This is a genomic window from Pseudomonas sp. ICMP 10191, assembly GCF_001467335.1.
GTDB lineage: Bacteria > Pseudomonadota > Gammaproteobacteria > Pseudomonadales > Pseudomonadaceae > Aquipseudomonas > Aquipseudomonas cerasi.
Window position 1 is genome coordinate 85616 of the sequence record NZ_LKGW01000107.1, and the last position, 14142, is coordinate 99757.

The 14142-nt window shown below is 61.4% G+C and carries 15 protein-coding genes; 3 read left to right on the top strand and 12 right to left on the bottom strand.

Annotation, left to right across the window (positions count from 1 at the left end; genetic code table 11):
* Positions 1-302: 302 nt before the first annotated feature.
* A complete protein-coding gene (gene ilvD, locus AO388_RS12850; RefSeq protein ID WP_044308688.1) occupies positions 303-2150 on the top strand; it encodes a dihydroxy-acid dehydratase in 1848 nt (615 codons plus the stop codon).
* A gap of 69 nt (positions 2151-2219) precedes the next feature.
* Here the strand turns inward: ilvD and AO388_RS12855 are convergent, their stop codons facing one another.
* The 8 genes from AO388_RS12855 to AO388_RS12890 all read right to left on the bottom strand — a co-directional run bounded on the left by AO388_RS12855 (position 2220) and on the right by AO388_RS12890 (position 8598).
* Positions 2220-2543 carry a DUF3392 domain-containing protein gene (locus tag AO388_RS12855; RefSeq protein WP_002551720.1) on the bottom strand — a complete coding sequence of 108 codons (324 nt, stop codon included), beginning with the start codon at positions 2541-2543 and terminating at the stop codon, positions 2220-2222.
* 9 nt (positions 2544-2552) lie between these two features.
* Positions 2553-3767 (bottom strand): radical SAM family heme chaperone HemW, encoded by a 1215-nt coding sequence (hemW, locus tag AO388_RS12860; protein WP_003366127.1) that lies wholly within the window; start codon positions 3765-3767, stop codon positions 2553-2555.
* Complete coding sequence (rdgB, locus tag AO388_RS12865) at positions 3764-4357, bottom strand: RdgB/HAM1 family non-canonical purine NTP pyrophosphatase (protein WP_003432074.1); 594 nt, start codon at positions 4355-4357, stop codon at positions 3764-3766. The genes hemW and rdgB overlap by 4 nt, the downstream gene beginning before the upstream one ends.
* Before the next feature lie 33 nt (positions 4358-4390).
* The gene (gene metW, locus AO388_RS12870) at positions 4391-5011 is read right to left on the bottom strand and encodes a methionine biosynthesis protein MetW (protein WP_003316724.1); all 621 of its coding nucleotides are present in this window, start codon (positions 5009-5011) and stop codon (positions 4391-4393) included.
* 7 nt (positions 5012-5018) lie between these two features.
* Positions 5019-6158, bottom strand: a complete 1140-nt coding sequence (gene metX / locus AO388_RS12875; protein WP_058416559.1) for a homoserine O-succinyltransferase MetX — start codon at positions 6156-6158, stop codon at positions 5019-5021.
* A gap of 297 nt (positions 6159-6455) precedes the next feature.
* A complete protein-coding gene (locus AO388_RS12880) occupies positions 6456-7046 on the bottom strand; it encodes a YggT family protein (RefSeq protein WP_058397749.1) in 591 nt (196 codons plus the stop codon).
* A 25-nt stretch (positions 7047-7071) separates the two neighbouring features.
* A complete protein-coding gene (gene proC / locus AO388_RS12885; RefSeq protein ID WP_003366134.1) occupies positions 7072-7890 on the bottom strand; it encodes a pyrroline-5-carboxylate reductase in 819 nt (272 codons plus the stop codon).
* Between the two features lie 21 nt (positions 7891-7911).
* Positions 7912-8598 (bottom strand): YggS family pyridoxal phosphate-dependent enzyme, encoded by a 687-nt coding sequence (locus AO388_RS12890; protein ID WP_003366136.1) that lies wholly within the window; start codon positions 8596-8598, stop codon positions 7912-7914.
* Positions 8599-8653: 55 nt separating this feature from the next.
* Here AO388_RS12890 and AO388_RS12895 point away from each other — a divergent pair, with 55 nt between their 5' ends.
* A complete protein-coding gene (locus AO388_RS12895; protein ID WP_003366137.1) occupies positions 8654-9688 on the top strand; it encodes a type IV pilus twitching motility protein PilT in 1035 nt (344 codons plus the stop codon).
* A gap of 64 nt (positions 9689-9752) precedes the next feature.
* On the opposite strand, the gene AO388_RS12900 is transcribed toward AO388_RS12895, so the two are convergent.
* A complete protein-coding gene (locus AO388_RS12900) occupies positions 9753-10430 on the bottom strand; it encodes a C40 family peptidase (protein WP_003432065.1) in 678 nt (225 codons plus the stop codon).
* Between the two features lie 250 nt (positions 10431-10680).
* Between AO388_RS12900 and AO388_RS12905 the strand changes: the two genes are divergently transcribed.
* The gene (locus tag AO388_RS12905) at positions 10681-11085 is read left to right on the top strand and encodes an NINE protein (protein WP_058416560.1); all 405 of its coding nucleotides are present in this window, start codon (positions 10681-10683) and stop codon (positions 11083-11085) included.
* Between the two features lie 91 nt (positions 11086-11176).
* Here the strand turns inward: AO388_RS12905 and AO388_RS12910 are convergent, their stop codons facing one another.
* The 3 genes from AO388_RS12910 to pyrR are packed head-to-tail and all read right to left on the bottom strand — an operon-like array spanning position 11177 to position 13974.
* Complete coding sequence (locus AO388_RS12910; RefSeq protein ID WP_058416561.1) at positions 11177-12448, bottom strand: dihydroorotase; 1272 nt, start codon at positions 12446-12448, stop codon at positions 11177-11179.
* Positions 12445-13449, bottom strand: a complete 1005-nt coding sequence (locus tag AO388_RS12915) for an aspartate carbamoyltransferase catalytic subunit (RefSeq protein WP_003366142.1) — start codon at positions 13447-13449, stop codon at positions 12445-12447. The genes AO388_RS12910 and AO388_RS12915 overlap by 4 nt, the downstream gene beginning before the upstream one ends.
* Positions 13450-13461: 12 nt before the next feature.
* Positions 13462-13974 (bottom strand): bifunctional pyr operon transcriptional regulator/uracil phosphoribosyltransferase PyrR, encoded by a 513-nt coding sequence (gene pyrR / locus AO388_RS12920; protein ID WP_003366144.1) that lies wholly within the window; start codon positions 13972-13974, stop codon positions 13462-13464.
* Between the last annotated feature and the right edge of the window lie 168 nt (positions 13975-14142).

Genomic DNA, 14142 nt, shown 5'->3' on the forward strand with positions numbered 1-14142 from the left:
GAGCGACGTGGCCACATGAGGCGGCCTGCCGAGGAAGATAGATGGGCTGACAGCCTTTTGTCCATCGGGATTTTCAACGCCGTGCCAAGACCGATATTCGGACCCCACCAAACCACCCGGCGGTGTAGAATCGGCGCTATTCATCGCCAGTCATCCCCGGCGGGTTTATGAGCTCAGGCCGAATACACGGTGATCCCGTGGTGTTCGGTTTCTTCGCTGCCTGCGGTCACTACCGCTCGTCCGCGACGTCAATAGAAGCTCACTCCCTTCCTGATCAGCCTTATTTTTGCCGGAGTGTTTCAATGCCTGATTACCGCTCGAAAACGTCCACCCACGGCCGTAACATGGCCGGCGCCCGTGCCCTGTGGCGCGCCACGGGCATGAAGGACGAAGACTTCAAGAAACCGATCATTGCCATCGCCAACTCCTTCACCCAGTTCGTACCCGGCCACGTCCACCTCAAGGACATGGGCCAGCTGGTCGCGCGTGAAGTCGAGCGCGCCGGTGGCGTGGCCAAGGAATTCAACACCATTGCGGTCGACGATGGCATCGCCATGGGCCACGACGGGATGCTCTATTCGCTGCCGAGCCGCGAGATCATTGCCGACTCGGTCGAGTACATGGTCAATGCGCATTGCGCCGACGCCATCGTGTGCATTTCCAACTGCGACAAGATCACCCCGGGCATGCTGATGGCGTCGTTGCGCCTGAACATTCCGGTGATCTTCGTCTCCGGCGGGCCAATGGAAGCGGGCAAGACCAAACTGGCCAGCCATGGCCTGGATCTGGTCGATGCGATGGTCATCGCCGCCGACTCGACAGCCAGTGACGAAAAAGTCGCCGAGTACGAGCGCAGCGCCTGTCCGACCTGCGGGTCGTGTTCCGGCATGTTCACCGCCAACTCGATGAACTGCCTGACCGAAGCACTGGGTCTGGCCCTGCCGGGCAACGGTTCCGCACTCGCCACCCACAGCGACCGCGAGCAACTGTTCCTGCAGGCCGGCCGCACCATCGTTGACCTGTGCCGTCAGTACTACAAGGAAAACGATGACTCGGTGTTGCCGCGCAACATCGCCAACTTCAAGGCGTTCGAGAACGCCATGACGCTGGACATCGCCATGGGCGGTTCGACCAACACCATCCTTCACTTGCTGGCCGCTGCTCAGGAAGCCGAGATCGACTTCGACCTGCGCCACATCGACCGCCTGTCGCGCAAGGTGCCGCAGCTGTGCAAGGTCGCGCCGAACATCCAGAAGTACCATATGGAAGACGTGCACCGCGCGGGCGGGATCTTCAGCATCCTCGGCGAGCTGGCTCGTGGCGGCCTGCTGCACACCGACCTGCCGACCGTACATAGCAAGACTCTGGCTGAAGGCATCGCCAAATGGGACATCACCCAGACTGACGACGAGGCCGTGCACACCTTCTTCAAGGCAGGCCCGGCGGGCATCCCGACGCAGACCGCGTTCAGCCAGTCGACCCGCTGGGACAGCCTGGATGCTGACCGTGAAAACGGCTGCATCCGTAGCGTCCAGCACGCCTATTCGCAAGAAGGTGGCCTGGCCGTGCTGTACGGCAACATCGCACTGGACGGCTGCGTGGTGAAAACCGCTGGCGTCGACGAGTCGATCCACGTCTTCGAAGGCAACGCGAAGATCTTCGAAAGCCAGGACAGCGCGGTGCGCGGGATTCTCGCTGACGAAGTCAAAGCGGGCGACATTGTCATCATCCGCTACGAAGGCCCGAAAGGCGGCCCGGGCATGCAGGAAATGCTCTACCCGACGTCCTACCTGAAGTCCAAGGGGCTGGGCAAGGATTGCGCACTGCTGACTGATGGCCGCTTCTCGGGCGGTACGTCCGGCCTGTCCATCGGCCACGCCTCACCGGAAGCTGCGGCAGGCGGAGCGATCGGTCTGGTGCGCGACGGTGACAAGGTGCTGATCGACATCCCCAATCGCTCGATCAACCTGCTGATCGACGATGCCGAGATGGCCGAGCGTCGCACCGAACAGGACAAGAAAGGCTGGAAACCTGTCGAGTCGCGTCCACGCAAAGTGACCACCGCCCTCAAGGCCTACGCCCTGCTGGCGACCAGCGCCGACAAGGGCGCGGTGCGTGACAAGGCGTTGCTGGACAAATTGGTGCCTTGATCTGCATCGGCAACACAAAAAAGCCCGGCAGAGATGCCGGGCTTTTTGCTGCGTTTGAAAAAGCAGCGCTTACTTGCGGTCCGCAATTACCCCGATCAGCACCAGCACCACCAACAGCACCGGCGCCAGGCTGTAGTTGTTGAACTGGCTGAGGCCGCGCACTACCCAAGGCGTGGCATAGATCAGCGCCGCGCCGCTGCCCACGGCGCACAGCAGGGCGATGAGCGGGATGCGCAGAGCACCTGTGATGCCGCTGATTCGCTGTTCCAGCCAGCCTTTGATGTCGGAGCCGAACAGCACCAGCAGGCAGCCCACCAGCGCGAGCGCGATTTCCGAGAGATTGCTGCGGCTCCAGCGCGAGACGGTGGCGAGCAAATCGAGTACGAAATCCATGCAGGGTCCTTAGATCAGAAAGTATTGCAGCAGGTCGTTGAGGAACAGCTGGCCTTGTGGCGTGGCGATCAGGCGTGTCGGGTCCTGGTGCAGCAACCCCTTTTGTTCAGCCTGTCGACGCGCCTCGGCCAGCGAATCGAGGCTTAGACCGGTTCTTTCGCGAAATAACGCAGCGTCCACACCATTTGTCAGTCGCAGTGCGTTCATCAGGAATTCGAATGGCAATTCATCCAGCGGCAACAGCTTGGAACCGGCCTGAAACGGCTTGTCCGGGTTCAGGTAATCCTTGGGCAGCCGGGTTTTCCAGGTGCGCATGATGCGCCCGTCCGGGTGGCTCAGCTTGCCGTGTGCGCCTGCGCCGATGCCGATGAAATCACCGAACGCCCAATAGTTGAGGTTATGCCGCGCCGGTTTTCCGGGCTGTGCATAAGCCGACACTTCGTATTGCGCGTAGCCATGAGTGGCCAGCAACTGCTGTCCGGTTTCCTGAATGTCCCAAAGAATGTCGTCTTCGGGCAGCACCGGTGGCTGATTCCAGAACACCGTGTTGGGCTCCAGGGTCAGTTGATACCAGGACAGGTGGGTCGGCGCGAGGGCAATGGCCTGGCGCAGATCGGCCAGCGCCTCGTCCTGGGACTGATCCGGCAGGCCGTGCATCAGGTCCAGGTTGAAGTTGTCGAAACCGGCCTGACGCGCCATATCGGCGGCACGAATTGCTTCGTCGCCGTTGTGAATGCGGCCCAGCGCCTTGAGTTTGGATTCCTGAAAGCTCTGAATGCCGATCGACAGTCGATTGATGCCCAGGCCGCGATAGGCGCTGAACTTGACCTGCTCGAAGGTGCCTGGGTTGGCTTCCAGCGTGATCTCGATATCGCTGGCAAAGCGGATGCGCTGTTCGACGCCTTGCAGCAGGCGCCCCAGCGCATCGGCGCTGAACAGGCTCGGCGTACCGCCACCAAAGAAGATCGATTGCAGCTCGCGGCCGTAGACGTGCGGCAGGTCCAGGTCCAGGTCGGCGAGCAGGGCGTCGACGTATTCCTGTTCCGGCAGCACCGGGCTGGCAGTGTGCGAGTTGAAGTCGCAGTACGGGCATTTGCGCACGCACCACGGAATATGGATGTACAGCGACAACGGCGGCAGGTGCGGCAGTGCAGGGCGCGGGCTCTCTGACGAGAAGCCGCTCTCGCCGAGAAACAGCGGCTGCGCAGGCGAATCGTGGGTCATTGCAGACCCAGGCGTTGCCGCAACAGGACCATCGCGCGGGCGCGGTGGCTGAGCTGGTTCTTCTCGGTCGGGCCCAGTTCGGCACTTGAGCAGTTGCGCTCCGGCACCCAGAAAAGCGGGTCATAGCCGAAGCCGTGTTCACCGCTGGCGGCGTGCAGGATGCGCCCGTGCCACAGCCCTTCACAGAGGATCGGCAATGGATCGTCGGCGTGGCGTACCAGCGCCAATACGCAGACGAACTGTGCACCACGCTGGTCGTCCGGCACGTCTTTGAGCGCTTCCAGCAGCTTGGCGTTGTTGGCGGCATCGCCCTGGCCATCGGCGTAGCGTGCGGAATAGATACCCGGCGCACCGCCGAGAAAGTCCACCGCCAGCCCTGAGTCGTCGGCCAGCGCAGGCAGACCGGACAGACGCGTGGCGTTGCGTGCCTTGAGGATTGCATTCTCGACGAATGACAGGCCGGTTTCTTCCGGCTCCACCAGACTGAACTCGCTGACCGAGCGCAGCGTTACACTGCCGCCGAGCATGGCTTGGAGTTCCTTGAGTTTGCCGCCATTGTGGCTGGCCAGTACGAGTTGTGTGAGGTTCATGGTTGGCCTGTCGTGGTGCTTGGAAACGGTCGGTTAAACGGCAATCCTGTGGTCCGTCAGCCCAGGGCTGGTGACGCGGTAGATGCCGATCTCGCCGAGCAGATTGGGCCAGAGTTTGCTGGCCCAGCCATGACGATGCTGCTGATCGACCGCCAGCCTGTCGAGCACCTGCGCATCGCGCTCGCGACACAGCTCTTCGAAGTCGCCGAAGGTGCAGAAGTGAATGTTCGGCGTGTTGTACCAGGTATACGGCAGGAATTCGGACACCGGCATGCGGCCCTTGCTCGCCAGGTACCAGCGGCAGCGCCAGTGACCGAAGTTCGGGAAGGTGATGATGCACTGGCGACCGACGCGCAGCATCTCGTCGAGGATTCGGTCCGGGTAATGTACCGCTTGCAGGGCCTGGGTCATGACCACGACGTCGAAGCTGTTGCTGGCAAAGTTGCCCAGCCCCTTGTCGAGGTCCTGCTCGATGACGTTGATGCCCTTGGCGACACACTCGGCAATGTTGGCGGCGTCGTTTTCCAGCCCGTAGCCGGTGACCTGCTTGTGGTCACGCAGCCAGGTCAGCAATTCGCCGTCGCCACAACCCAGGTCGAGCACGCGGCTGCCCGCGGGAATCCATTCCTGAATGATTTCCAGATCGGCTCTCATGGCGTCCTCACAACGAAATTCGGTTCATGTAATTACCGAAAGCCTGCAAGTAGCGCGGAATCGGGATCAGAAAGGCGTCGTGGCCTTGAGGTGCGTCGATTTCCAGGTAGCAGACGTCCTTGCGCGCGGCCATCAGCGCGTCCACCAGTTCCCGCGAGCGGGCTGGTGAGAAGCGCCAGTCGGTGGTGAACGACATCACGCAGAATTTGGCGGTGGCGTTGGCGAAGGTCTTGGCAAGGTCGTCGTTGAAGTTCGCCGCAGGGTCGAAGTAATCCAGTGCCTTGGTCATCAACAGGTAGGTATTGGCGTCGAAACGCCCGGAAAATTCTTCACCCTGATAACGCAGGTAGCTCTCGACCTGAAACTCGACGCTGTGGAAGTCGTAGTTGAGTTTTTCGCTCTTCAGACCACGGCCGAATTTCTCGCCCATCGAGTCATCCGACAGATAAGTGATGTGCCCGACCATCCGCGCGAGCATCAGGCCGCGTTTAGGGATCACTCCGCGTTCCTGGAACGAACCACCGTGGAATTCGGGGTCGGTGAGAATGGCCTGGCGCGCCACCTCGTTGAACGCGATGTTCTGTGCCGACAGCTTGGGCGCCGAGGCGATTGCCAGGCAATGGCGCACGCGATTCGGGTAGCTGATGGTCCATTGCAGCGCCTGCATGCCGCCCAGGCTGCCGCCAATGACCGCTGCCCAGGTGTCGATACCCAGCAGATCCGCCAGCCGGGCCTGACTGTTGACCCAGTCTTCCACGGTCACCACCGGGAAATTGGCACCGAACGGCTTGCCGGTGTCCGGGTCAATGCTGCTCGGCCCGGTGGAGCCATTGCAGCCGCCCAGATTGTTAAGGCTGACGACGAAGAACTTGTTGGTGTCGATAGGCTTGCCGGGACCGATACAGCTGTCCCACCAACCGGGTTTGCGGTCATCGGCGCTGTGGAAGCCTGCGGCATGGTGGTGCCCGGACAGCGCATGACAGATCAGCACGGCATTGCTGCGTGCGGCGTTGAGTTGACCGTAGGTTTCGTAAATCAGGTCATAGGCTGGCAACGAACGACCACAGGCCAGCGCCAGAGGCTCGCTGAAATGCGCCGTTTGCGGTGTGACCAGTCCGACAGAATCGTGAGGGAATACCGTGGGCATCGACCCTGCTCTCGCATAAATGAGGCGTAAGTCTAAAGACCGCGGGGTGCAGCGGCAATAAGGGATATTGTGAGACGTAAATCAACGGCACGATAGTTACGAGGTGATCGTTCCTCACGCTCCAGCGCGGGAATGCCTAGGGTGACGCTCCGCGTCACAGATCTGCGCCGTGCCGCATGCTCCGGACAGGACGCGGAGCGTCCAGAACGGCATGCCCACGCGGAGCATGGGCACGATAGGCGTTCTTTCGAACGTCACGCTCCAGCGCGGGAACCTCTAGCGCGGGAACAAGGTGGCTTACATCAACAGCCGCAGCACATCCGGCATGTCGCTCATGGCGGCGAGGTTGTTGATGACCAGCATGTCCAGCAGCTTGAGCACCAGGAATGCGAGGATCGGCGAGATGTCCAGGCCGCCCAGGTTCGGGACGATCCTGCGGAACGGTGCCAGTGCCGGTTCGCAGATCTGGTTGACCAGTTCCGCGCCAGGGTTGTGGCTGCCCGGTGCGACCCACGACAGAATCACGCTGATGATCAGGGCAAAGAAGAATATCTTCAGGAACAGCGCGGTCACGCCGATGATCGACCACAGCAGCAGGTGCAGCGGGTCGCCCGTGGTGCCGAACATCAGCAGCAGGGTCAGGGCCATCAGGATCATCTGCACGATGATCGCCAGCACCAGCGACGACATGTCCAGCCCGAACAGGCTGGGGATGATGCGTCGCAGCGGCTTGAGCAGCGGCTGGGTGGCGCGCACGATGAACTGGCACAGCGGGTTGTAGAAGTTGGCCCGTACCAGTTGCAGGACGAAGCGCAACAGCACGATCAGCAGGTAAAGACTGCCAAGCGTCTGCAGGACGTAAATTGCAGCGGTGTTCAATCCGATCATCGATCTGCTCCAGAAAACCCGAAAATTATTTGCCCAGTTGTTCAGCCAGCTCGGCTGCACGATGGTCTGCGGCGGTCAGTGCCGTTTCCACCAGTGCCTCGAAGCCGCCCGCCTGAAATGCCTTGATGGCCGCCTCAGTGGTCCCGCCCGGCGATGTAACGCGACGACGCAGTTCGCCAGCGCCTGCATCACTGCCAGTCGCGATCAAGGCCGAGCCCAGCGCTGTCTGCAGGGTCAGCTTTTTAGCAATGTCCTCCGGCAGACCCAGTTTCACGCCTGCCGCAGTCATCGCTTCCATCATCAGAAAGAAATACGCCGGGCCACTGCCGGACACTGCCGTGACAGCGTCCATGTGTTTTTCCTGCTCGACCCAGACCGCGATGCCGACTGCGGCCAGCAACGCCTCGGCCTGCTCACGCTGCTCTGGCGTGACGTTGTCGGTCGCGTACAACCCGCTGGCACCCTGACGCAGCAGTGAGGGCGTATTGGGCATGCAGCGCACCACCGGCTGCTCGCCCAGCCATTGCGTCAGGCTGGCGCAGGTGATGCCGGCCGCGACCGAAACAATCAGCTGGTGAGGTTCGAGACTGGGCTTCAAGGCCTGGCAGACGTTTTTCATCATCTGCGGCTTGACCGCCAGTACCACCACGTCGGCGCCATTGATCGCGTCGGCGTTGTCGGCGAATACCTGGATGCCGTGATCGTTGGCGATGCGCTCGCGGGTTTCGGCACCCGGCGCACTGGCACTGATCAGTGCCGCCTCCACGCCCTGGGCGCGCAGGCCGCCGATCAGGCTGGCGGCCATGTTTCCGGCACCAACGAAGGCAATACGGGTCTTGCTCATGAAGGGGTCCTTATGAAGAGGTTATGGCTGGCCATAGTCGCGGGCGCCAAAAAGAGCGGTGCCGATGCGCACCCAGGTCGCGCCTTGTGCAACGGCGGCTTCCAGGTCGTGGCTCATGCCCATGGAAAGTGTGTCGAGCGGCAGGTGCAATTGCTCCTGCAGCGTGCGCACTGCGGCGAAGGATGCGTTCTGCGCCGCAGGATCGTCTGTAGGCTCGGGGATAGCCATCAGGCCGCGCAACCTGAGTCGCGGCAGGGCGCTGATGGCCGCGGCCAGCGCAGGCAGGTCCTGAGGCGTACAGCCCGATTTGCTGGCTTCGCCACTGACGTTCACCTGAATGCAGATGTTCAGCGGTTCAAGCGCTTCGGGGCGTTGCTCGGACAGGCGTTGAGCGATTTTCAGGCGGTCCACGGAATGTACCCAGTCGAAGTTCTCGGCGATAGCTCGCGTCTTGTTCGATTGAATGGGGCCAATAAAGTGCCAGCACAAGGGTAGGTCGCTCAGTTCGAGCTGTTTGCCCAGTGCTTCCTGTAAATAATTTTCGCCAAAATCGCGCAAACCTGCGGTGTAAGCTTCACGCAGGTCACTGGCGGGCTTGGTTTTACTCACCGCCAGCAGGCCGACGGACGCTGGATCGCGCTCAGCAGCAAGCGCTGCGTCGCGAATTCGCTGTTCGAGCGTTGAAATGTTCGCTGCTATCGTGGACATTGATTTGCGCCAGCAGGGCTAAAGTCTGCGGCATTCTATGTGATTGAGGAGCTGTATGGATATTACCGAGCTGCTGGCCTTCAGTGCCAAACAGGGCGCGTCGGATTTGCACCTCTCTGCAGGTCTGCCGCCAATGATCCGCGTCGACGGCGATGTACGGCGTATCAACCTGCCTCCGCTGGACGCGAAGGAGGTCAAGGCGCTGATCTACGACATCATGAACGACAAGCAACGGCAGGACTTCGAAGAACGGCTGGAAACCGACTTTTCCTTCGAAGTGCCGGGCGTGGCGCGGTTTCGGGTCAACGCTTTCAACCAGAACCGCGGTGCTGGCGCGGTCTTCCGGACCATCCCTTCGAAAATCCTGAGCATGGAAGACTTGGGCATGGGCAGTGTGTTTCGGAAGATTACCGACGTGGCGCGTGGCCTGATTCTGGTCACCGGTCCGACCGGCTCAGGCAAGTCGACCACCCTGGCGGCGATGATCGACTACCTGAATAACAACAAGCATCACCACATTCTTACCATCGAGGACCCGATCGAATTCGTCCACGAGTCGAAGAAGTGCCTGGTCAACCAGCGCGAGGTGCACCGCGACACACTGGGCTTCTCGGAGGCGCTGCGCTCGGCGTTGCGTGAAGACCCGGACGTGATTCTGGTCGGGGAGATGCGTGACCTGGAGACCATCCGCCTGGCGCTGACCGCGGCTGAAACCGGCCACCTGGTATTCGGCACGCTGCACACCACATCAGCAGCCAAGACCATCGACCGGATCGTCGATGTGTTTCCGGCTCAGGAAAAATCGATGATTCGCTCGATGCTCTCCGAATCGCTGCACGCCGTGGTTTCGCAGGCGTTGCTCAAGAAGGTCGGCGGCGGACGCGTGGCGGCACACGAAATCATGATGGGCACCCCGGCGATCCGTAACCTGATCCGCGAGGACAAGGTGGCGCAGATGTATTCGTCGATCCAGACGGGCGGCTCGATGGGCATGCAAACGCTGGACATGTGCCTGGCCGATCTGGTGAAGAAGGGGCTGATCACCCGCGAAAGCGCGCGCGAACGTGCCAAGGTGCCGGATAACTTCTGATCGCAGGGAGGCTGCAGNCCCTTTTTTTCAGATGCGGCTTGCGGACCGCGGATTCACACCAGGATCAGCGCTGAACCACACGCATCTGTCCTGGTTGCTTGGGCAGCACGCGCTTGGCGATCTTGTAGTGACTGTTCCAATACGGTTTGTTCAGCGTATCGACAGTTACGGCCTTGCCACGGCGCGGCGCATGAACGAACTTGTTGTCGCCCAGGTAAATGGCGACGTGGTTGATGTTGCGGCTCTTGATATTGAAGAACAGCAGGTCACCGGGTTTCAGATCCTTGCGATCCACCGTCTGACCATGACCCTGGGCCATGGCATTGGAGGTGCGTGGCAGGTCGACCTCACGGACATCCGTGTAGGCGTATTTGACCAGTCCGCTGCAGTCCAGGCCTTTGCCGGGCGTGGTGCCGCCCCAGCGATAAGGCGTGCCCACAGCCTGCAAGGCGCGTTTTACAACGGCGCTGCCTTGCTTGGCAGGTGCAGAAGCCTGCAAGGCCGCGATTTTTTTGGCGTTCTTGCGTGAAAGCGGCTTCTGGACGGCGCTGGTAGCGCCGTACTGAGTTCGGGTGGTGGTGGCTTCCTTGGGTGCATTGCGAGTCGCGAGTGCCGGTGAAGAGTGGCTTTTGGCGGTGTAGCCCGTGAAGCTCGCAGGAAGTTGTTGCTCACGATTGGTGGCGTGGGCGGCCAGTGGCATAAATAGGCAAATGGTTAGCCATGTCTTGAAAAAAGGACGCATTCGGCAGGGCTCATGGTGGTCAGCGCGCAACTTTATAACAGCTTTTTCAAAAAAACTGACCCCATTTGTCGAGCGCATCACAGTGGCATCATTGCGTTTTATGCGACAGACTCTTTCTTTTTTCGGGCTAATCCCTTTAGCGACAAGGGCTTGGCGGCATTAAACCGCCTCATGTGCCATACGTCGGAATAGGGAAACCAAGTCACAATTTTGTTATGTATTTTTTTCTATCAGCGCAAAGAGGGCAAAAATGAACGCCTATCGTTCAGACACACACAGCAAGGTCATGGGTTACCTGATGTGGATTTTCGGCTTCCTGGGAGCGCATCGCTTCTACTACGGCAAACCGGTCACCGGGACCATCTGGTTCTTCACGTTCGGTCTGTTTGGCATTGGCTGGCTGATCGACCTGTTCCTGATCCCGTCGATGGACCGTGACGCCGACCTGCGCTTTACCCCCGGCTCCACCGACTACAGCGTTGCGTGGGTGCTGCTGACCTTCCTCGGCCTGTTCGGCGTGCACCGCATGTACCAGGGCAAGTGGATTACCGGGATTATCTACCTGTTTACCGGCGGGCTGTTTCTGGTGGGCATCCTCTATGACTTCTGGACATTGAATGACCAGATCTCGATGAAGAACGCCCGACGCAGGTAAGGCTTGGGCAGAGGGGCTGACGCAGAGCGTCGCCCGGCTCGCTCCCACAGTGATGCAACGAGGAACGTGGGAGCGAGAGCCCGGAGCGGGCTCAACGGCTGTAGCTGATCCGTCCATCCACCAGTGTGTAGCGTACCGAACCGGGCAGGCAGTGACCGATGAAGGGGCAGTTTTCGCCTTTTGACAGCCAGGTCTCGCCGGCAACCGTCGAGGCGGCAGGGTCGAACAGGACGATGTCTGCAGGCGCTCCTGCGCTCAGCTTGCCGGCCGGCAGGCGCAGCGCGGCGGCAGGGCCGCTGCTCAGGCGGGCGATCAGGCTCGGCAGGTCCAGCAGGCCGTCATCCACCAGGGTCATGGCCAGCGGCAGCAACAGTTCGACGCTGCTGATGCCCGGCTCCGTAGCGCCAAACGGCGCCAGCTTGGCATCGCGTTCGTGCGGCTGGTGATGGCTGGAAATCGCCTGAATGACACCGCTCTTCACCGCTTCACGCAGACCATCGCGGTCAGCGCGGGTGCGCAGCGGCGGCTGGACGTGATAGAGGCTGGAGAAGTCGATCAGCGCCTCGTCAGTCAGAATCAACTGATACAACGCCACATCCGCCGTCACCGGCAGACCGCGCGCCTGTGCCTGGGCGATCAGCGCCGCGCCACGGGCACTGGTCAGCTGGCTGAAGTGCGCACGTACACCGCTCTGTTCGACCAGCAACAGGTCGCGAGCCATCGCTACGGTTTCGGCCGTCTCGGGAATGCCCGCCAGACCCAGGAAACTGGCCGTCGGACCATCGTGTGCCAGACCGCCTTCGGCCAGATCACGATCCTGCGAGTTGAAAATCACCGTCAGGTCGAAGGTCGCCGCATATTCCAGTGCCCGGCACAGCGTGCGGGTGTTGCTGAAGCTGCTCAGACCATTGCCGAAGGCCACGCAACCTGCGTCGCGCAGGGCGATCAGTTCTGCCAGCTGTTCGCCTTCCAGGCCCTTGCTCAGCGCCCCGATGGGGAACACCTTGCTGAACCCGGCCTCACGGGCGCGGTCGAGGATCAGCTCGGCCACTGCCGAGGTGTCGAGCACCGGTTTGGTACGTGGCGGGCAGCACAGGCTGGTCACGCCGCCTGCCACCGCTGCGCGGGTTTCGCTGGCGATGCTGCCCTTGCGACTGTAGCCAGGTTCGCGCAAGGACACATTGAGGTCGACAAGGCCCGGTGCTGCGACCAGCCCGGTAGCGTCGATGGTCTGAGTGGGCTCGAAACCCGCCGGGGCCGAACCGATGGCGCTGAGTTTGCCTGCTTCAAGGTGCAGGTCAGTGATTTGATCCAGCCCGCTGACCGGGTCGATGACGCGAGCGCCGAGGATGCTGAGCTTCACTGGGCGTTCTCCTGTTCGAATTGGCGTTGTGCGTTTTGTCCGCTCATGGCCATGGACAGCACCGCCATGCGGATCGCGATACCGTAAGTCACTTGATTGAGAATCACCGAATGCGCGCCGTCGGCCACTGCCGATTCGATTTCCACGCCTCGGTTGATCGGGCCGGGGTGCATCACAATCGCATCCGGCTTCGCAGCCGCCAGGCGCGCGGTGGTCAGGCCGAACAGGCGGTAGAACTCGCCTTCGCTGGGCAGCAGGCCGCCGGTCATGCGTTCACGCTGCAGACGCAGCATGATGACCACGTCCACGTCCTTCAAACCTTCGTTGAGGTCGGTGTAGACCTTGACCCCGTATTGCTCGACGCCTACCGGCAGCAGGGTTTTCGGCCCGATCACGCGGATATCCGGGCAGCCCAGCGCCTTGAGCGCAAGCATATTGGAGCGTGCGACCCGTGAATGCAGGATGTCACCGACGATGGCCACCGACAGGTTCTCGAAACCGCCTTTGTGACGGCGGATGGTCAGCATGTCGAGCATGCCTTGGGTCGGGTGGGCATGGCGTCCGTCGCCGCCGTTGATGATCGCGACGTCCGGGCATACGTGCTCGGCAATGAAGTGCGCCGCACCCGAGTCGGCGTGGCGCACGACGAACATGTCGGCGGCCATCGCTTCGAGGTTGCGCAAGGTGTCGAACAGCGTTTCCCCCTTGCTGGTGGACGAGGTCGAGACGTTCAGCGTGATCACGTCGGCTGACAGGCGCTGGGCTGCCAGCTCAAAGGTGGTGCGGGTGCGCGTGGAGTTCTCGAAGAACACGTTGCACACCGTCTTGCCGCGCAACAACGGGACTTTCTTGACCGCCCGGGCGCCGACTTCAAGGAACGAGTCGGCCGTGTCGAGAATTTCGGTAAGCAGCTCGCGGGGCAAGCCGTCCAGAGACAGGAAATGGCGCAGCTGGCCCAAGTGGTTGAGCTGCAGCGGGCGCTTGGCGTCGAGAGGCGTCATCGCAATGGACTCTTAAAGGGCGGTGGAGAGGTCTTGAAGTTCGAGCGCCAGCGGCTCGGGGCCGGACAGCTTGATGCGTTCATTCGGTGCCAGCGACAGGGTGGCGCCGACCACGTTCGGACGCACCGGCAGTTCACCGGCGTCCAGGTCCAGCAGGCAGACCAGCGTGACACTGGCCGGGCGTCCGTAATCGAACAGTTCGTTGAGCGCGGCGCGGACGGTGCGGCCGCTCATCAGCACGTCATCGATCAGCACCAGATGCTGGCCTTCGATCTCGAACGGCAGTTCAGAAGGGCGCACCTGAGGGTGCAGGCCGTTCTGGCTGAAATCATCGCGATAGAACGAAACGTCCAGCGTGCCCAGCGGAGCGGGGTTGTTCAGTGCCTTGAGCAGCGCCTGGGCAACCCAGACACCGCCAGTGCGGATGCCGATGAAACGAGGGTCGCTGATGCCGCGCTTGCTCAGGTGAGCGTTCAGGTCAGTGGCCATCTGACGAATCAGTTCGGCGGGATCGGGCAGGCTCATGGTTGCTCCTTAGAGGCTCGGGCAGCGTCCTTCCCAGACTGTGTAAAAACTACTGCGCTTGGCAATACTGCGTTAAAAACAGGCGAAAAATGCTCATTTAGAACACCTAAGGTCGGTCGCGACCCCGGCCGTTTTCGCCTGTTTTTGCCTTGTCTTGCCTTCGCTCGT